This window comes from Hamadaea sp. (assembly GCF_013362815.1).
Taxonomy (GTDB): domain Bacteria; phylum Actinomycetota; class Actinomycetes; order Mycobacteriales; family Micromonosporaceae; genus Hamadaea.
This window is the reverse complement of the sequence record NZ_JABFVK010000041.1, coordinates 1-17,037: the sequence shown is the minus strand read 5'-3', so window position 1 is coordinate 17,037 and position 17,037 is coordinate 1. Positions and strand designations below refer to the sequence as shown.

General features: G+C 70.2%; 21 protein-coding genes. 6 read left to right on the top strand and 15 right to left on the bottom strand.

The annotated features are described in order from the left end of the window. The 5 genes from HOV77_RS20050 to HOV77_RS20030 form a co-directional block, all read right to left on the bottom strand. The coding region (locus HOV77_RS20050; protein ID WP_290863967.1) for a hypothetical protein at positions 1–617 on the bottom strand (617 nt) is incomplete at its 3' end. A 223-nt stretch (positions 618–840) separates the two neighbouring features. Then, entirely contained in the window at positions 841–1,476 is a 636-nt protein-coding gene (locus HOV77_RS20045; RefSeq protein ID WP_290863966.1) for a GNAT family protein, read from the bottom strand. Next, positions 1,473–2,753: a gephyrin-like molybdotransferase Glp gene (glp, locus tag HOV77_RS20040; protein ID WP_290863965.1), complete on the bottom strand. Its 1,281-nt coding sequence runs from the start codon at positions 2,751–2,753 to the stop codon at positions 1,473–1,475. The genes HOV77_RS20045 and glp overlap by 4 nt, the downstream gene beginning before the upstream one ends. Before the next feature lie 26 nt (positions 2,754–2,779). After that, the gene (locus tag HOV77_RS20035; protein ID WP_290863964.1) at positions 2,780–3,832 is read right to left on the bottom strand and encodes a UTP--glucose-1-phosphate uridylyltransferase; all 1,053 of its coding nucleotides are present in this window, start codon (positions 3,830–3,832) and stop codon (positions 2,780–2,782) included. A 9-nt stretch (positions 3,833–3,841) separates the two neighbouring features. Next, entirely contained in the window at positions 3,842–6,133 is a 2,292-nt protein-coding gene (locus HOV77_RS20030) for a diguanylate cyclase (protein WP_290863963.1), read from the bottom strand. A 123-nt stretch (positions 6,134–6,256) separates the two neighbouring features. Between HOV77_RS20030 and HOV77_RS20025 the strand changes: the two genes are divergently transcribed. Genes HOV77_RS20025 through mscL form a run of 3 tightly spaced genes read left to right on the top strand, consistent with a single transcriptional unit; the run spans position 6,257 to position 7,575 of the window. Beyond that, positions 6,257–6,832: a 5-formyltetrahydrofolate cyclo-ligase gene (locus HOV77_RS20025; RefSeq protein ID WP_290863969.1), complete on the top strand. Its 576-nt coding sequence runs from the start codon at positions 6,257–6,259 to the stop codon at positions 6,830–6,832. Positions 6,833–6,886: 54 nt separating this feature from the next. Continuing rightward, positions 6,887–7,177, top strand: a complete 291-nt coding sequence (locus HOV77_RS20020) for an FmdB family zinc ribbon protein (RefSeq protein WP_290863962.1) — start codon at positions 6,887–6,889, stop codon at positions 7,175–7,177. 23 nt (positions 7,178–7,200) lie between these two features. Further along, positions 7,201–7,575, top strand: coding sequence for a large conductance mechanosensitive channel protein MscL (gene mscL, locus HOV77_RS20015; RefSeq protein ID WP_290863961.1), 375 nt, complete (start codon positions 7,201–7,203; stop codon positions 7,573–7,575). A gap of 7 nt (positions 7,576–7,582) precedes the next feature. Here the strand turns inward: mscL and HOV77_RS20010 are convergent, their stop codons facing one another. Beyond that, positions 7,583–7,765 carry a hypothetical protein gene (locus HOV77_RS20010; protein ID WP_290863960.1) on the bottom strand — a complete coding sequence of 61 codons (183 nt, stop codon included), beginning with the start codon at positions 7,763–7,765 and terminating at the stop codon, positions 7,583–7,585. 24 nt (positions 7,766–7,789) lie between these two features. Here HOV77_RS20010 and HOV77_RS20005 point away from each other — a divergent pair, with 24 nt between their 5' ends. Beyond that, entirely contained in the window at positions 7,790–8,002 is a 213-nt protein-coding gene (locus HOV77_RS20005; RefSeq protein WP_290863959.1) for a hypothetical protein, read from the top strand. A 112-nt stretch (positions 8,003–8,114) separates the two neighbouring features. Here HOV77_RS20005 and HOV77_RS20000 read toward each other — a convergent pair whose 3' ends face one another. Both HOV77_RS20000 and HOV77_RS19995 read right to left on the bottom strand, forming a co-directional pair. Beyond that, a complete protein-coding gene (locus HOV77_RS20000) occupies positions 8,115–9,197 on the bottom strand; it encodes a CapA family protein (protein WP_290863958.1) in 1,083 nt (360 codons plus the stop codon). 24 nt (positions 9,198–9,221) lie between these two features. Beyond that, positions 9,222–9,731 (bottom strand): DUF2231 domain-containing protein, encoded by a 510-nt coding sequence (locus HOV77_RS19995; RefSeq protein WP_290863957.1) that lies wholly within the window; start codon positions 9,729–9,731, stop codon positions 9,222–9,224. 136 nt (positions 9,732–9,867) lie between these two features. Here HOV77_RS19995 and HOV77_RS19990 point away from each other — a divergent pair, with 136 nt between their 5' ends. Together HOV77_RS19990 and HOV77_RS19985 are read left to right on the top strand one after the other, a co-directional pair. Then, entirely contained in the window at positions 9,868–10,290 is a 423-nt protein-coding gene (locus HOV77_RS19990) for a Fur family transcriptional regulator (RefSeq protein WP_290863956.1), read from the top strand. Between the two features lie 284 nt (positions 10,291–10,574). Next, complete coding sequence (locus HOV77_RS19985; protein WP_290863955.1) at positions 10,575–11,258, top strand: class I SAM-dependent methyltransferase; 684 nt, start codon at positions 10,575–10,577, stop codon at positions 11,256–11,258. Here HOV77_RS19985 and HOV77_RS19980 read toward each other — a convergent pair. From HOV77_RS19980 to HOV77_RS19950, 7 genes are all read right to left on the bottom strand, one after another. Further along, the gene (locus HOV77_RS19980) at positions 11,230–12,108 is read right to left on the bottom strand and encodes a PD-(D/E)XK nuclease family protein (RefSeq protein ID WP_290863954.1); all 879 of its coding nucleotides are present in this window, start codon (positions 12,106–12,108) and stop codon (positions 11,230–11,232) included. The two genes, HOV77_RS19985 and HOV77_RS19980, sit on opposite strands and share 29 nt — an antisense overlap. A gap of 36 nt (positions 12,109–12,144) precedes the next feature. Further along, positions 12,145–12,765 carry a MarC family protein gene (locus tag HOV77_RS19975; protein ID WP_290863953.1) on the bottom strand — a complete coding sequence of 207 codons (621 nt, stop codon included), beginning with the start codon at positions 12,763–12,765 and terminating at the stop codon, positions 12,145–12,147. 412 nt (positions 12,766–13,177) lie between these two features. After that, positions 13,178–14,353, bottom strand: a complete 1,176-nt coding sequence (locus HOV77_RS19970) for a hypothetical protein (RefSeq protein WP_290863952.1) — start codon at positions 14,351–14,353, stop codon at positions 13,178–13,180. After that, complete coding sequence (locus HOV77_RS19965; protein ID WP_290863951.1) at positions 14,350–15,027, bottom strand: SigE family RNA polymerase sigma factor; 678 nt, start codon at positions 15,025–15,027, stop codon at positions 14,350–14,352. Before HOV77_RS19965 ends, HOV77_RS19970 begins: the two co-directional genes overlap by 4 nt. Positions 15,028–15,114: 87 nt before the next feature. Next, positions 15,115–15,948: a PH domain-containing protein gene (locus tag HOV77_RS19960; RefSeq protein ID WP_290863950.1), complete on the bottom strand. Its 834-nt coding sequence runs from the start codon at positions 15,946–15,948 to the stop codon at positions 15,115–15,117. Between the two features lie 18 nt (positions 15,949–15,966). Then, positions 15,967–16,125: a hypothetical protein gene (locus tag HOV77_RS19955; RefSeq protein WP_253758209.1), complete on the bottom strand. Its 159-nt coding sequence runs from the start codon at positions 16,123–16,125 to the stop codon at positions 15,967–15,969. A 127-nt stretch (positions 16,126–16,252) separates the two neighbouring features. Beyond that, complete coding sequence (locus HOV77_RS19950) at positions 16,253–16,903, bottom strand: DUF6758 family protein (RefSeq protein WP_363260602.1); 651 nt, start codon at positions 16,901–16,903, stop codon at positions 16,253–16,255. Between the last annotated feature and the right edge of the window lie 134 nt (positions 16,904–17,037).

The window sequence follows — 17,037 nt, the reverse complement described above, 5'->3', positions numbered from 1 at the left end:
ACCTCGGCCTGCTGGTCGGCGAGCCAGCGGGCCTCGGCCTCCTCGGCGCGGCGGCGGCGCTGCATCTGGAGGGCTCGGCTGCGGAGATGGCCGACGTACGCGACGAGCAGGGTGACGCTGGCGGCGACGCCGATCCAGAAGCCGGGGCCGACCGCGAAGACGCCGACGAGTTCGACGGCGTTGAAGAGCACGAGGGCGGAGAGGACCCGGCGACGGCGGTAGACGGCGGGACGGAGGCGGCTGCGACCGCCGGTTGCGTCACGCAGTGTGTACGGGACCGCCGACCGCGGCACGACGGTCAACGTTGGGCGGCGAGAGGAGGCGCGCGGGCCCGAGCGCGCGGGGGCCGAGACCGGAATGCCGCTGACCACGGGTACGGCCGAGACCGGCAGGTAGTCGAACGGGATGGACGGAATGTAGGTCCGCGGCGGGTTGACCGGGAGGCGTCCTGGCACGGTGCGCTGGCGCCGGTTCCTCGACAGGACCCGCGCCGTCGACAGCGCCCGCTCCGCCACCAGCCGCTCGGTGGCGTCGTACCGGCGCACGAGCGCCGGAGCCAGGGCGAGCAGCCCGGCAGCGGTGAGGACGGCGAGGAGCACCGAGGTCGGCACCCTCACCCCTCCCGTCACTCTCGGATCGGGACCTGGCGGCGGTCCCGCGATCAGATAGATCGTTTACCGAGGGTAAGCGGGAGATGCCGGAGTGGGCGGCAGGCTCGCCGACACGCGCGAGATCACAGCGCCGGTTGGCGTGTCGATCAGGGCGTTCAGGGATCGATCATGGCGCTGCGGACACGACACGCCGGTCGAGAGCCTCCATAGGTTCATGATCGGCAAACAATCACTGGGAGCGAAGGCGGTGCCAACGCCGCAGCAGTCCCCCGTCGCCGATGACGTCCTCGACGGTGACGGCGTACCCGATGTGGTCGCGCCAAGCGCCGTCGATGAACATGTAATGCGGGTGGTACGCCTCTTCGCGGATCTCCAGTTTCTCGACGACGCGACGGCTGGCCTTGTTCTCCGGGCGGATGTTGATCTCCACTCGGTGCAGCCCGGCGGCGTTGAAGGCGTGGTCGACGACTAGGGCCAGCGCGGTCGGCATGATGCCTTGGCCGGCCGCTCGGGAATCGATCCAATAACCGCAGTACGCGGAAGCGAACGCCCGGCGCACGATGTTACCGAGGTTGATGTGGCCGACGAAGCGCTCGGGACCGCCTTCGGGTGGGCGGAGGCAGATGGCGAAGGGCATCGCCTCGCCCTCTTTGGCCGCCGCGCGCAGACCTTTGTAGACCTGCTTGAAGGCGGCGGTCGAGTTCATCTGCGCCCACGGCCCGATCGGCGTGGCCTCCCAGGGGGCCAGCCACCGCTGGTTGAGTTGGCGTACCTCGGACCAGGCTTGCGCGTCGGAGCGCAGGTAGGGGCGCAACATCACCGGCCCGTCGCTGAGCACGGCCGGATACCCGAAGGCTTTGTTCATCGTCGCCTGTCCAGCAGCAGTACATCCACGGTGGACCCGGCCGGTGCGGTCGTCACCCGCTCGCCGAGGACCAGCAGGCCGTTCGCCTCGGCCAACCCCGCCAGCGTACGCGTTCCGCCCGTCAAAGGCTGCACTGTGTATCCACCGCCTCGACGCTCAGCGACAAGCGCAGGCCGGAACTCCCGGAGCCCCGGCGGGGACGTCACCGTCTCGAGCAGGTGAGCCCGGACGGACGGCCGGAACACCGGCTCCGCCCCGGCCAGCAGCTGGATCGCCGGCCGGGCGAGGACTTCGAAGCCGATCAGCGCCGAACCGGGGTCGCCCGGGAGGCAGATGATCGGGACTTCCTCGGCCGACCCGTAGGTGCCGAATCCGAGCACGGAGCTGGGATAAAGGGAGACCTCCGTGAAGGTGACGCTCCCGGTACGCCCGCCGTCGCGGCGCGACAGGATGCGCCGGACCATGTCGCCCGGTCCGGTGCCCGTACCGCCGGTGGTGATGATCAGGTCGGCTCGGAGGGTCTGATCCTCCAGCAGACCGCGCAGGCCCTCCGGATCGTCGTCGCAGATCCCCACCCGGTACGCGTGAGCGCCCGCTTCGGCGGCGGCAGCTGTGAGGGCGTGCGAATTGACGTCGACGACCTGACCGGGCTGGCTGACCCGACCGGCTTCGACGAGTTCGTCGCCGGTCGCCACGATCACCACCCGCGGCGTCGGGCGTACGACGACGTGGCCCATGCCGCTGGCAGCCAGGACCGCCACCAACGCCGGAGTGACGACAGCGCCCGAACGGGCGAGCACATCCCCGGCCGCGATCTCCTCGCCCGTCCGGCGTACGCCGAACCCGCGCTTGGGCAGCCGTTGGATCTCCACCGCCGCCATGCCCTGGTCGGTCCAGTCCACCGGAACGACGACGTCAGCCCCGATCGGCAGCGGTGCGCCGGCGGCTACGGAGAAGCAGCTTTGCGGCGTCAGGCGTACGGGACGCCAGCTGGAGGCGGAGAGGTCGCCGATGACGTTGAGCCGCACGGGACGCCCCGGCCCCGGCGGGACGAGATCGTCCGCCCGCGCGGCGTACCCGTCGATCCCGGCCGTGTCGAAGGCCGGATACGGGTGTGGCGCGAGGACGTTCTCGGCCAGCACGTTGCCGTGGGCCTGGGTCAGGTCGAGGTCGAGCGCCGGCAGCGCCCTGAGCCTGCGCAGCACGCTGCCCAGGTAGTCGGCGAGCGGCGTCAGCTCGGCTGCTGACGCCGACTCGAACTCGGCCGTTGCGGTCATAACGTCATCCAGTCGATCCCCGCCGGTCAGGCGCCCCCACCGGAGGCGCCCGCGGCGCTCGTTCCCGCCGAAGAGCCGGAGGCACCCGCGGCGCTCGTTCCCGCCGAAGAGCCGAGGAACTCCACGAGCCACTGCCGGAAGGCCGGCCCGAGATCCTCACGCTCGCACGCGAGCTGCACCGTCGCCTGCAGGTAACCCAGCGGAATGCCGGTGTCGTAGCGGTGGCCGCGGTAGACGATCCCGTGAACGGGAGTGCCCTCTTCGAGGAGGATCGCCATCGCGTCGGTCAGCTGGATCTCGCCGCCGCTGCCGGGCTTGGTCCGGCGGATGGCGTCGAAGACGCTGAACGGCAGCACGTACCGGCCGACCACGGCGAGGTTGCTTGGCGCCTCGTCGAGTTTCGGCTTCTCGACCAGCCCGGTCACCTTCACCACGGGTCCAGCGTCGCTGATCGCGTCGAGGTCGGCTGTCACCTGCTCGACGGAGGCGATGCCATATCGGTCCACCTGGTCGTCCGGCACCTCGATGAAGGCCAGCACGATGCCGCCGGTCTTGGCCTGAAGGTCCAGCATGGACGGCAGCAGCGGCCGGTCCTCCTCGCAGAACTCGTCGGCGAGCAGGACGGCGAAGGGCTCCCCGCCGACGTGCGACTCGGCGTACGAGACGGCATGGCCGAGGCCCAGCGGTTCGCCCTGGCGGCAGGTGTAGATCTCGGCGAGCTCCGACGTACGCCGGACGGCGTCGAGATGCTTGACGTCGCCCTTGGCCTCCAGCCGCTGTTCGAGGTAGGGGTTGCGGTCGAAGTGGTCGACCATGCTCGTCTTGCCGCGCCCGGTGACGAGCAGGATGTCGTTGATCTCGGCGTGCGCCGCCTCCTCCACGATGTACTGCAGAACCGGCCGGTCGACGACCGGCAGCAGCTCCTTCGGCACGGCCTTCGTCGCGGGCAGAAATCGGGTTGCCAGCCCAGCGGCGGGGATGACAGCCTTGGTGGCGCGCCGCGCGCCACCCCCGGCGGCGCCTGCCGCCGAAGTCGCGGTCACCGCGTCGTCTGCTGGGTTGGGGGTGTGTCCGAGCATGTGGCGAGACTATCGGCCGTTGACCTGTCGAGGGGGATGCGGAGTGCTCGACGCGCCGCGTGTGGTCAATTCCGTCACGGTGCTGCCCTCGGCCTGATCGCCCGGTTCACCGGTCGCCGCCGAAGCGCCGCCCGCACCCGAGACCCCGCCCGAAGCCGCAGGTGAAGGCCCTCCGGACGGCCCAGCGGAGGCGGAGCTGGACGGCCCAGCGGAGCCGGGCGGATCCAATAGCGAGGACGCCGGAACCGACGCGACCCCCGGTGAGAATGCGGTCCGGTGCCGATCCCGTCCGGCCGCCTTGGCGGCGTACAGGGCGTCGTCGGCCGCCTGCAGAACCGCTGATCCGCTCGCACCGTGCTCGGGGAAGACGGCGATGCCGATGGAGACTGTCACGTCCACTCGCCCGCGCGGCAACAGGACCGGCTGCGTACGCATGGCGGTGCACAACCGGTCGGCGACGGCCACTCCACCGGCGAGGTCGGTCTCCGGCAGCAGGACGACGAACTCCTCGCCACCGTGCCGGAACGCCAGGTCGACCTCGCGGATCTCGGCGCGTACGCGACGGGCGAACTCGGCGAGCACGACGTCCCCGGCGGCATGCCCGAAGGAGTCGTTGATCTCCTTGAACCGGTCGAGATCCAGGGCGAGTACGCACAGTCGCCGCCCGAAGCGGTGCGCCCGTTCGGCCTCCCGCCGCAGGCAGTCCAGCATGGACCGGTAGTTGAGCAGCCCGGTCAGTGAGTCGGTGACCGACAGCCGCTGAGCCTCCTCGTGCACCCGGACGTTGTCGACGGCGACCGAGGCCTGCCCGGCGAAGGTGCGCAGAGTGTCCAGGTCACCGTCGTCGAACTCGTCCCGGCCGACCCGGTCGTAGACGGCGAGGACCCCGTGCGCGGCCGGTAAGCCGGCGGGCCACAAACCGCCCGCCGGACCGACAGGTCCAGCCGCGGAGCCGTCGGCGGCAGCTCCGCCGGAAGCCGGAAGCGGCCCGCCGAGCGTGAAAGGCACGACGACGTACGACTTGCAGCGCGGTTCGGCGGCAAGCAACACCGGCCCGTCGCGGTCGGTACGCCCCCGCACCGGTACGCCGGTGGCGGCGACCGAGCCGAGCAGCCCCTCCCCGATCGGCACCCGGATCGGGACGGCCGGGTCGAGTCCTTCCGCGCATTGGCCGGTGAGCAGCCCAGTCGCGGGGTCGATCAGGAGCACCACCCCGGCGCGGGCTCCGGCGGCGTGCCGGGCGGTCTGGAGGATCACCTGCAGAATGCGGTGGAGGTCGTGCGTACTGGAGAGGGTGTCGCCGAGCACGCCGAGCTGACCGCGCAACTGGTCGCGGCTGGCCGTGAGCGCATCCACATAGGACTCAAGCTCGCCGGTCATCCGGTTGAAGGCCGACGCGACCTGTCCTATCTCGTCGTTGCCCCGCACCGGTACGCGAGCCTGCAAGTCCCCGTCGGCCACCCGGTCGACCGCCTCGGCCAGGTTCGCCAGCGGGGCGGTCGTCGTCCGGGCCAGCCACCAGGCCACGAGGACGGCCGCAGCGGCGGTGATGAGCACGATCGCGGCGAGCATCGCATAGCGGGCGTACGCGTCAGGCTCGGGTACGGACAGGGTCAGCGGCAACGGAATCCCGTCGCCCGTTCCGAGTACGCGAGTGAAGTCGTCGGCGGCCGGAGCGGCGGTGGTCTGCGCCCGGGGCAGCGCGTCGAAGTCGTCGGCGGGATCGGTGATCTCGGTCGAGTCCTCGAACGCGTGGAAGAAGGAACCCGGGCGGAGTTGGACGTCCACGCCGACGGCGTCGCTGAGTCGATTGAGGAACGCGCGGTCGACGGTTTGCGCGGCGTACACCGCGCCGACGGTCTGGCCGCCGTCCACGAGGTCGACGCGCGCGGCCAGGCCCTCGTAGGAGGCCGTGCCGATGTCGGTCGCCGCCGCGGGCGGACAGTCCGCCCAGGGCGGCGGAGGCGCGCCCGGCGTCGTGATCCCCGCGAAGTCGTCGCCGCCGCTCAGTCCGCCGGTTTCGATGTGGACGCCCGTGGCCAGGCCGCGTACGACATATCCCTGCGCCACCGTCGCGCGATCGGGCGCCGGGGCGGCCGCGACCGCCTGCGCCACCGCGCTCAGCTGGCCGCACAGCGCGGACACGCTGGTGCGTACGGCGGTGGCCGCCACCGACAGCCGCTGGGCGGCCTGGTCACGCGCGACCGAGGTCAGCACACTGCCCGCGACCAGCGCGCCGACCAGCACCGGTGCCAGCACCGTGGCAAGGAAAGCGCTGGTCAGACGGGTACGCAGGGTCACCGCTCACTCCGTGGTCCGTAGAATTGGCAGCTGTCGCGGGTGCGATGCTTGCACGGTTCGCCCCCTACGGTCGGGTTGTTACGGAAGTGTCGCGTGTCGGATTTTTCGGAACATTCGCCGCTAGTGCCGGTCGATCTTCCGGCGGAGCTCGCCGCGAGCAAGGCGGCGGTCAGGTCCGCGCTGCTCACGGCCCGTCGTGAGCGCACGGCGGATCAGTTGGCCGACGCGTCGCGGCGCATCGTGGTCCATCTGTCAGATCTTGTACGCACAACGCAGCCGGCGGTCATCGCCGCGTACGAACCGTTCGGCACCGAGCCGGGAGTGCACCTCGACGGCTCCCTGCCAGCGGTGCTCGCCACGACGGGCGGTGCTCCCCGCGTACTGCTGCCTGTGCTGATGAGCGACAACGACCTGGACTGGCGCGACTGGACCGACCCCGGCGGCCGGCTGGGCCCGGCGGCGATCGCGGAGGCCGACCTGATCGTCGTGCCGGCCGTGGCGGTCGACCGGACCGGTACGCGACTGGGCCGGGGCGGCGGCAGCTACGACCGGGCGCTCGCCCGAGTTCCCGCCGGTACGCCGATCGTCGCGCTGCTCCACGACGGTGAGCTTGTTCACAGCCTGCCCGCTCAACCGCACGATCGCCGCGTGACGGCGGTCGTCACACCGTTGGGCGGAATGATCCCGCTACCGCGCTGAGTTGAGACTGACGAGGTTCGCGTGCCACTATCGGCACTCGAAGAAGGAGGAATCGTGCCCACGTATCAGTACGCGTGCACGGCCTGTGGTCACCAGCTCGAGGCCGTGCAGTCGTTCACCGACGCGCCGTTGACACAGTGCCCGGAGTGCGACGGTACGCTGCGCAAGCTCTTCTCCGGCGTAGGCGTGGTGTTCAAGGGCTCGGGCTTCTACCGGACCGACTCCCGCAAGGCGCAGTCGTCCTCGCCGTCGAGCTCATCGAGTTCGTCGAGCTCCAGCTCGTCTGGTTCGTCGGGGTCATCCAGTTCGTCCTCTTCGTCCGGCTCCTCCAGCGCGTCTTCCTGAGCTCAGCGCCCGGACGGGCGAGAATGAGCCGCGTGTTCAAGGGGTTCAGAGAGTTCATCGCGCGCGGCAACGTCGTCGATCTAGCCGTCGGCATCGTGATCGGCGCGGCCTTCGGCGCGATGATCACGCAGTTCACGAAGTCTTTCCTGGAACCGCTGATCGCCGTGATCACCGGTGGCCACGGCACCGGCGGTGTCTGGCGAATCCGCGGGGAGACGTTCGACTACGGCGCCTTCATCGGAGCGGTGATCACGTTCCTGCTCACGGCGGCGGCCGTCTACTACTTCGTAGTGGTTCCCATGAACGCCTGGGCGAAGCGGCGCGGCAAGCTCGCCGAGGAAGAAATGTCCGACGAGGTACGCCTGCTCACCGAGATCCGGGACAAGCTCGGCCGGTGATCACGGCTCACCAGTGCGGCGGGCGGTCCTCGAGCAGCCGCGAGTCGTTGGAGTCCCAGCCGTCGTTCCAGCCCGTCGGGGTCTCGTCCACCGTCCGGTCCGGCAGGATCGGCGCCTCCTCGGGCTCCAGCTGCACCTCCCGGTCGTCGTCGGGTGAGTGCGACTCGAAGGTCAGGTCGTCACGGGCCACGCATCCAGCTTAGGAGGTCCACGGGTGTCCGAGTACTCGGGTCCGCCGGTCACGCCGCACGACCCCAGCTATCAACCGGAGATCGTCGAGGGCGAGTCCCGGCCCCGGGTGCTGCCCCGACAGGACGACGCCGAGCTCGATCGGGAGGACGCCGCCGCCCGGCAGTTCACCTTCCTCATCGGCGGCATCGCAGCGCTCACGTTGTGCGCGCTCGTGCTCATCCTCTGGCTCTTCTGACGCCGCCCGCCTTCCCCTGCGCCGCGCCCCGTTCGCGCTGGATCAGGGTTCCGGGTCGAATCTTGGGCCAAGATTCGACCGCGAACCCTGATCCAGCGCGAACAAGCGCCGGTCAGCTGCGGGCGTACCGGAGAATCCGGTCGTAGGCCGCCTGATAGGTGCGCCGCCGGGCGGCGTCGAGCCCGGCGTCGCCGAGCGCCGAAGTCAGGTTCACGATGCGTACGCTCGGACTCAGGTCCACCCAGGTCGGCAGCGGTTCCACCGTCTTGACGGCCCAACGCGTACCGGTCTGGGCGAAGGTCACCCGCACCATCAGCCCCTCACGGTTCGCGTCTTCCGGGGCGGCGTGCCGGGCCAGTTCGTTGCCCATCCCGAAGACCACCGTCGTGCCCTTGATCCGGCGGATCGGCTGCACGACATGCGCGTGATGGCCGAGGATCAGGTCGATGTCCGGCGATCCCGCCAGCCGGTTGGCCCAGGCCAGCTGGTCGGCGTTGGGATCGTGCCGGTACTCGGTGCCCCAGTGCAGGCTGACGATCACGATCGCCGCTCCCGCCAGCTTGGCCCGATGGGCCTCGGCCAGGATGCGGTCCGGGTCGATCCGCTCGGCCAGCCAGGTGTTGCCGCCCGGCGCGGCCAGCCCGTTGAAGCCGAAGGTCGCGGCCAGGTGCGCGATGCGTACGCCGTGGACCGTGTAGACGGTCGCATGCCCGGCGTCCTCCGGCCGGCTCGCCGTCCCCGAGTGCCCGAGCCCGGCCGCGTCCAGCGCCGCGATCGTCCGCACAACGCCGTCCTGCCCCTGGTCGAACGTGTGGTTCGAGGCCGTCGAACAGCCGTCGAAGCCGGTCGCCTTGATCCCCTCGACGACTTCGGGCGGCGCGTTGAAGCGCGGAAACCCCCGGTAGGGTTCGCCCACCGGGGTCTCCAGATGACAGATCGCCAGGTCGGCCCCCGCGATCTGGTCGCGCACCCCGGCGAACATCGCCGCGAAACCCTTGTCCCGCTGGGCTTGGGCCCAGACCTGCGGGTGGACCAAGATGTCCCCGGCTCCCACAACCGTGATCTCACTGGTACGCGGAGAGCTGCGGACCGGCTGGGGAGACTCGGTCGCGGCTTTCGGCGTATCAGTCGATGTGCACGCGGAGAGTAGTCCGACGGTGAGCGCCAAGACCGCGAACCTGGGGACGAACGGCATCATTCCTCCCCTTCTACCGGTTCGTCACTTCTTGGCGAAGTCGACCCACCGCAGATGGGCGCCGGTGTCGCCGGTCTTGAAGAGGTAGTAGCCGGTGAATCCGGCCAGGACCAGGACGATCACGCCGAGTCCGATGGTCGCGAGCAGCGAGCCGCGGCGGGTCTCGCCCTCGGCGGCCGGGCGCTTGCCGATGGCGGTCGAGACGAAGACGAGCAGCAGCGTTGCGACGCCGAGGCCCGCGCTGAAGTACCAGGTGCGGTCGCCGTAGGTCACGTGCTGGTTGATCTTCGTGAGGAATTCCTGCGGGTAACCCTGGGCGACGACCATCTTCTGCAGCTGTTCACCGGACTCCGTGGCCACCCAGGCGGCGATCGGGCCGACCACGGCCAGCAGCCCCACAGCCCAGCCGGTACGCCGTCGCAGCGGCGGGACCAGCGCGTATACCGCGGAACCGGCGACGAGCAAGACGACGAAGACGATCGCGAAGTGCACGATCAAGGGGTGGGCCGGAATGCCCAGAATGTACTGGAACACGCGCTTCTCCTCGATGCCTCACCGAGCGGCCCCCGTGGGTCGTGCGACCCTTCCGCGGCACAGCGTAGCCGGTGATCCAGGCGACCTCATCGACCGTTTTCTTGGACCGTTCCAGAGACCGTGCTTTGATATGACCATGTCGGGTGAGGAGCAGCTCCGCTCGGCCGGGTTGCGGGTCACCCGGCCGCGGCTGGCCGTCCTCGAAGTCCTCGACGCCGGTGGTCACCTCGAAGTCGACGAGATCACCCGCCGCGTACGCGAACGCATCGACTCCGTGTCCACGCAGGCCGTGTACGACGTTCTCGGGGCACTCTCCCGAGCCGGGCTCGCCCGGCGCATCGAACCCGCCGGGTCGCCCGCGCGCTACGAAGCCCGAGCCGGCGACAACCACCACCACGTGGTGTGCCGTGGCTGCGGGCTCGTCGCCGACGTCGACTGCGCCGTCGGGTCCGCTCCCTGCCTGGACCCGAACACCGCGCACGGGTTCGAAGTGGACGAGGCCGAAGTGACGTTCTGGGGCCTGTGCCCGGACTGCCAATCCCGCCGCCACCTCGACTAACCCCTCCCGCGCCCCGCGCTTTCCGCGCGCCGTCCTTTCCGCGCGCCGTCCCTTCCGCGCGCCGTCCTTTCCGCGCGCCGTCCTTTCCGCGCGCCGTCCTTTCCGCGCGCCGTCCTTTCCGCGCGCCGTCCTTTCCGCGCGATCATGAACTTGTGGGCGTGATCGCCCGGCGTGTCGTGTCCAGAGGACCCTGATCGTTCCCCGGAGTCGATGATCGACTTGGCTGCGTTCGCCCGCCGCGAACGGGGACTGCGGAGCGGAGCGACGCGGCTTAGCGTGAGTGCATGCCGGTGGCCGCGTACGACGAAATCGCAGATTGGTATGCCGACTGGGTCGGCGGACTCAACGAATACTCGGAACGTGTCGCCAAGGTTCTCAGGCGACTGATCCCGGCCGGCGAGGGGCGTACGTGCCTCGACGTCGGCTGTGGCACCGGCGCTCGCGCCGGCGTCCTGCGCGGCCTGGGTTGGCGGCCGATCGGCGTCGACCTGTCGACCGGACAGCTTCGGCACGCCCGGCAGCTGCTCCCGGTCGCTGCGGCCGACGCCGTCGCGCTACCGGTCGCGACCGGCTCGCTCGATCTCATCGTGAGCGTGCTGACGCATACCGACCTGCCCGACTATCCCGGGGTCATCGCCGAGGCGGCTCGGGTGCTGCGTACCGGGGGCCGGTTCGTCCACGTCGGAATCCACCCCTGCTTCACCGGAGCCTTCGCCGATCGCAGCGACCCCGCCCGGATCGTCGTCGACAGCGGCTATCACCGGCGGGAACGCCGCTGGGACTCGTTCACCACCCAGGGCGTACGCAATCGGGTCGGCGCCTGGCATCTCCCGCTGGCCGAACTCCTCAACGCCTTCGGACGGGCGGGGTTGGAGATCGTCGACACCGTCGAGGCCGGTCCGGACGACGGGGTGCCCGACCTCTTCGCCGTCGCCGCCGTCAGCTCTCGTCGCCCGTCGACAGCGTGACCGCCGTCCAGGGTTCCCGCACCGGGGCGGTGGCTCCGGCCGGACAGGTCTTCCGGTAGTCGCACCACGAACACAGTGCGCCCGGCTGCGGTGGGAACACGTCGTCGGCGTCGCGGCCCTGAGCCAGCTGCTTCTCCGCCGCGATGATGTCCTTGGCCGTCCCCTCGGCCCGATTGACCTGCCGTTGGAGGGACTCCTCGGTGTGCTCGTGCGCCGCCACCGTCCCCGACGGCAGGTGGTGCAGCTCGACCCGGGTGCAGCGACGGCGGAACTGCCGCGTCGTCGCGTACGCGTAAAGGGCGAGCGCCAGCGAGCCGCGCGCGTCATCCGGCGTACTCGTCGAACGTCCCGTCTTGTAGTCCACGATGACCAGTTCGTCGCCCCGGCGGTCGATCCGGTCGGCCCGCCCCGACAGGGCCAGCACCGACGTCTTCGCGGCGACGACGCGCTCGACGCCGACCGGCTCGTCGACCGGGTCCAGGGTCGCGATGTAGCTCTCCAGCCAGGCGAGCGCCCGGGCGAAGACCTCCCGCTGCTGGTCGGCGTCGCGGTAGCCCTCCGTCACCCAGGTGGCCCGGAGCAGCGGCGCCAACGCGACCGACGAACGACGGGCGGGCTCCACGGCGTACCAGTTCTTGAGCGCGGTATGCACGCTCGCGCCGAGTGAGTTGTGCGCCCAGGGTGGGCCCTTGGGGGGCGCCGGCCGGTCGATGTACGCGTAGCGGTAGCGCCGCGGGCAGTCGAGATAGGACGTCAGCTTGCTGGGCGTGCAGGTGAACAGCCGATCGGGCAGCTCGCCGAGGTCGAAGCCCAGCTGCTCCGGGATGCTGCCCGTGCGTTCCGACGTCATGCGACCATCCTGCCGCACCGGTGTGACAACCCCCGCTCACATCCCCCGCGAAGACCGGTACGCGTCGACGAACTGTCCGATCGCACCGGCCATCAGCTGCACAGCGATCGCCGCTAGCAACAGACCGGCGATCCGGGTGAGCACTTCGATCCCACCCGGCCGCAGTATGCGTACCAGCGTGCCGGAGAAGCGAAGTACCAGCCAGACGGCGACCATCACGGCGATGATCGCCAACGAGATCGCGACGTAGTCGACGACTTCGTCGGCCTTGCGTACCTCGAGCATGGTGGCGACGATCGCACCCGGCCCGGCGAGCAGGGGCGTACCCAGTGGAACCAGCGCGATGTTGGAGGTGGCCTGCTGGTGCGGGTCGTCAGCCTTCCCCGTCAGCAGCTCCAACGCGACGAGGATGAGCAGCAGACCGCCCGCGCCCTGCAGGGCGGGCAGGTCGATCTGCAGGTAGTCCAGGATCTTCTGACCGGCCACCGCGAAGATCACGATCACCACGAAGGCGAGCGCGACGGCCTGCCACGCGGCCCGGTTTCGTTCCCGCGCCGGCAGGGCGCCCGTGAGCGCCAAGAAGATCGGGACCATGCCCGGCGGGTCCGTGATGACGAGCAGGGTTACGAACATCTCGCCGAACAGTTGCATGTTCACACTCGTCACCATAGGGCGTGACGGGCGTCAACCCACCGGATACTCCCCCGGGGCGGGCTCGACTCGCCTGCTAGCTCGCGCTCGCCGCGCCCCGAGACCGCTCGCGGCCGGCGGCGGCCGGCGGCGCCCGTTCGCGGCGGCCGCGCGCCGGGACCGCACGCGTTATCCGGGGATAACGCGGCTATGAAGCGCCGGAAGGCCGCGTTATCCCCGGATCGCGCGCGACGCGACACCGAGCGCAGAACCCGCGACGCGACACCGAGCGCAGAACCCGCGACGCGACACCGAGCGCAGAACCCGCGACACAAAAGCGCGACGCGACACCGAGCGCAGAACCCGCGACACAAAAGCGCGACGCGACACCGAGCGCAGGACCGCGACGCGAGAAAGGGGCAAGCGGAAGAAGGAGGGCCTACCGCTCGATCCGAACGAGCCGCCGCCCAGCGGGAACGCTGTCGGGAACCGCCACAGTCCGCTGCGTACCGTCGACGCCACAAGCCACAAGTTCACCGTGGAAGGTGGTGACCACAGTCGCGTCGTCCTGCCAGACCGGAGTGGCGTCGGCGTCCGAGGCACACGCGGCGATCCAGACCGGGGCCGCCGCACCGTTGGCGTTCACGGCGCTGATCGACCGGGCCAGGTTGATCACCCAGAGCCCACCGTCGAACGGGGTGGCCAGGTTCTGCCCGTTCGGCGAGACGACTGCGTGCGCGGCCCCCTGCTCCAGGAACTCGTGGCAGCCAGCCGCGTCCTGCCGTTGCAGGCGGCCGCTGCTCACCGACACTCGGACCAGGCACGGGCGACCCACGGAACCGTTGACCACGGCGAACGTGTCGGACTGGTAGCTCGGGTACACCTGAAGCAGCCCCGCGACCTCGTCGAACGTGCCGTCGCGGTACCAGATCGCGTACCGGCTGCGGTCCGCCTTGGCCAGCAGGACCGCGGTGGCGAGGAAGCCGATCGGCCGCCAGCCCGCAGCTATCGCGCCGGTCGCGACCGGCTGCAGACCGTCGCGCGTCAGCTTGTCCAGCTGCAGCGTCTCGCCCCGGACGACCGCGACCTCCGACCCGTCCGCGCTCGAGGCCCAGCCGTCGACCGCGTCGAGCAGCTTCAGCCGAGTCCCGTCGGCTCGCTGCAGGCCCAGGGTGGTCGATCCACCGACCAACCAGCCGGCCGGCGTACGCACGATGCTGCCCGGGTCGACGCCGCTCCCGAGATCCCGCCAGGTGCCACTGGTCGCGTCGTAGAGCTTGGAGCCGACGACGAGGTCGACCATCAGTGGCGCGGTGCCGGTCGTGATCGGGACCTGGTGGTCGTCGGCCCCGAATTCCACCCGTCCCGACAAGGCCGCCTGGGTTTCGTCGACGGGAGCGTTCCACTGCTGCCAGATGCCGATGCCGACGACGCTCAGCACGAAGGCCACCGTCGCGGCGAGGGTCCCGATGGCGGTCCGTCGCCGGGCGAGTTTGCGGGCACGGCGTACGGTCACGCCGGACAAGTCCTGGACGAGCGAGACCTCTTGCGCCTGTGCGGCGAACATCGCGCGCAGAGCTTGAGTCGCCTCGGTCTCGGCGGAGGTCTTCGTCATCGCCCCTCCACCGTGGCCGGGATGCCCGTCCGCGTGGGGTTGCTCCGCGGAGCCGCTACGCGTGGCGCTTTCGCCGTCGCCGCCGAGGTACGCCGCTCGGGAGCCGGGCGATTCTCGATAACCGGGGCGGGCCGGTGCGCCGGCTGAGGCTCCGGCGTGGTCAGCCCCGGAATCTGGACGCCCTCGGCCGCGAGCCGCTGCCGGAGGGTGCCGAGCGCCCGGGATGTCTGGCTCTTGACGGTTCCCGGGGAGATTTCGAGGAGTTCGGCGGTCTGCGCTTCGGACATGTCCTCGTAGAAACGCAGAACGAGCACGGCGCGTTGTCGTGCCGGGAGTGCTTTCACATGTTTCCAGAGGAGGTCCCGGTCGAGCTGCTCCTCGGTGGCGTCCGCGACGGCCCGCTCGGGCAGGAACTCCGTCGGGCGCTCACCGTGCCATCGCCGCCGCCACCAGGACGTCGCCGTGTTGACCAGCACCCGGCGGGCGTACGGCTCGACGGCTTCGATCTCGCCGAGCCGCCGCCAGGCCAGATAGGTCTTCGTGAGGGCGGTCTGCAGCAGGTCCTCGGCGGTCGCCCAGTCCCCGGCCAGCAGGTACGCGCTGCGTAAAAGCGCAGCGGAACGAGCCGCGACGAACTCGCGGAACTCGTCCTCGATCGCGGACCTTCCAGCCAACGCGCGCCACCGCCTCCCCGCCCGGCACCCTGTGTCGTGTCCCACAGAGTGGCACATCCGACAGGAGCAGGACCAGGGTCCGAATGGTCAGCCCTCGTCTTCGGCCTCTCGGCCGAGGCGCGCCTCGACGGCGGCCGGCTCGTACATCTCCTCGACGACGCGCAGGTAGAGCTCGTTCGGATTGGGCAGGTGCTTGACCTCGCGCAGGGCCTGATCTTGACCGGCCGACTCGAGGACGAACGTGCCGTAGTTGAGCATGCGGCCCAACGGCGACTGCTCGTACTTCATGTCGGTGACGCGCAGCAGCGGCATCATGGCCACGTTGCGGGTGATCAAGCCGCGGACGACCATGACCCGCTTGTTGGTCAGGATGAACCGGTCGTAGTACCAGTCCGCGACACTCCAGGCGACCCAGCCCATGACCAGGGCGTAGACCACCACGGCGATGACGCTGAGGCTCGGCATGTCCTGCTTGGCGAGGAACCCGGTCAGGTAGCCGAGGGCCAGCGTGGCCACGGCACCCACCAGGATGTGGTTGATCAAGTGGATCCAGTGCTTACGCCACTCGCCCCGGTACCGCTCGGTCGGGAAGAGGTAGCGGGCCACCAGAGCGCTCGGCTCGTCCTCCAGCGGCAGGACCCGCCGAGGACTTATCGGTACGCCGCCTCCGCCGCCGAGGCCGGAGATCTCTTCCTCGCTGATCTCTGGGAAATCGTCGGGACCGCCCGCGTACGGCGGTGGCGGCGCGCCACCGGCGGAAGCGGCACCGGCCGCGGCACCTACGTGCGCGCGGCCGATGAAATGAGTGTCGTCATCGGACTGAGGAGTGGATTCCCCACGAGCCTGGGGAATCGGTTCGTTGTCGCGGTCGTGCCGCGATTCGTCGTCGGAGCCGTCGGGCTCAAAGGGTCCGGTCGTCATTGGGGGTGAACCGGCCGATCAGGCCACGAGGCTGGAGACGAAGTCACCGACGCCTTGCGCGATGTCCATCACGGTGCCGCCCATCGACTTCACGACGTTGGCCGCCGAGTCAGGTCGGAACGCCACGAAGAAGATCAGGAAGGCTAGCCCGCCCCAGACGAGGATCTTCTTGACCATGCGGTCCACTCCCCCTCCACGCGGCGCCCATTCGCCGCATTCGGGCATAAGCCTAGCAGTCGCGAGGGTCCTCAGTGAATGATTCGAGCACTTCGGGGTGACCGTGCCGTACGCGCGTACTGCCTGGTCAGGGCCGCCCTGGGAGGTAAGGGGACGCCGCGCCGAACACCAGTCCACCCGGGACCCAGTCGGCTAGGTCGTGCAAGGACAGATCCTCCGCCAGCAGGTAACCAGCGGGAGCCGGCCAGGCCACCGTCCACAACCACCGGCCGCGGGCCTCACCGACGTACGCGCTGCGATCCTCGGGCGCGTCGAGTGCCCACATCGGAGCTGGGTGACCGGCCACTTTGACCTTCGCGTGCGCGAGCGTGCCGACCGCCAGCTCGGCGAGGATGGGGCCGGGGTCGGGGCCGGGCAGGCCGGCGAAGCGTACGCCGAGACCGACGCCCGGTTCCTCCGCGATGAACAGCATGTCGGCCGGGCCGTCGATGAGCGAAGCCGGTCCACTGCAAGCCACGACGGTCGCCGAGACCCCCGTACGCTCATCGCCCGCCCAGCCGAGGCCGGTCACCATCCAGCCGGTGGGCAGTGGCCACGGGCACCAGACGGGGAACTCCGCCTTGGCGGCGAGAGTGGCTGCCGTGCCGAGCGTCTCGGCTCCGGCGTGTTCGGCGATGTGGAAGGGAGGGACGGGACCGCATCGATCGCACCGCCACACGGACCGCATGAGATCCGGCGGCCGCACGGGACCACCGCAACGCGGGCACGTGATGACCATCCCCACAGAGTTCACCCTGCTCTCGTGGGCTCCCCACGTCAAGCGGGAGGGGCGGTCCAGTGGAACAGGGCCATCGCCACGCTCGTCGCCAGATTGAAGCTGGAGACGCCGGCCCGCATCGGGATCGCCACGAG

What these genes read in the sequence shown, in the direction of transcription:
- HOV77_RS19980 (WP_290863954.1), bottom strand. Translation starts at nt 12,108, where the DNA reads ATGACGTCGGAACGCACGGGCAGCATCCCGGAGCAGCTGGGCTTCGAC.
- HOV77_RS19950 (WP_363260602.1), bottom strand. Translation starts at nt 16,903, where the DNA reads ATGGTCATCACGTGCCCGCGTTGCGGTGGTCCCGTGCGGCCGCCGGAT.
- HOV77_RS20045 (WP_290863966.1), bottom strand. Translation starts at nt 1,476, where the DNA reads ATGAACAAAGCCTTCGGGTATCCGGCCGTGCTCAGCGACGGGCCGGTG.
- HOV77_RS19985 (WP_290863955.1), top strand. Translation starts at nt 10,575, where the DNA reads ATGCCGGTGGCCGCGTACGACGAAATCGCAGATTGGTATGCCGACTGG.
- HOV77_RS19970 (WP_290863952.1), bottom strand. Translation starts at nt 14,353, where the DNA reads ATGACGAAGACCTCCGCCGAGACCGAGGCGACTCAAGCTCTGCGCGCG.
- HOV77_RS19990 (WP_290863956.1), top strand. Translation starts at nt 9,868, where the DNA reads ATGTCGGGTGAGGAGCAGCTCCGCTCGGCCGGGTTGCGGGTCACCCGG.
- HOV77_RS20000 (WP_290863958.1), bottom strand. Translation starts at nt 9,197, where the DNA reads ATGCCGTTCGTCCCCAGGTTCGCGGTCTTGGCGCTCACCGTCGGACTA.
- HOV77_RS20035 (WP_290863964.1), bottom strand. Translation starts at nt 3,832, where the DNA reads ATGCTCGGACACACCCCCAACCCAGCAGACGACGCGGTGACCGCGACT.
- HOV77_RS19955 (WP_253758209.1), bottom strand. Translation starts at nt 16,125, where the DNA reads ATGGTCAAGAAGATCCTCGTCTGGGGCGGGCTAGCCTTCCTGATCTTC.
- glp (WP_290863965.1), bottom strand. Translation starts at nt 2,753, where the DNA reads ATGACCGCAACGGCCGAGTTCGAGTCGGCGTCAGCAGCCGAGCTGACG.
- mscL (WP_290863961.1), top strand. Translation starts at nt 7,201, where the DNA reads ATGAGCCGCGTGTTCAAGGGGTTCAGAGAGTTCATCGCGCGCGGCAAC.
- HOV77_RS19960 (WP_290863950.1), bottom strand. Translation starts at nt 15,948, where the DNA reads ATGACGACCGGACCCTTTGAGCCCGACGGCTCCGACGACGAATCGCGG.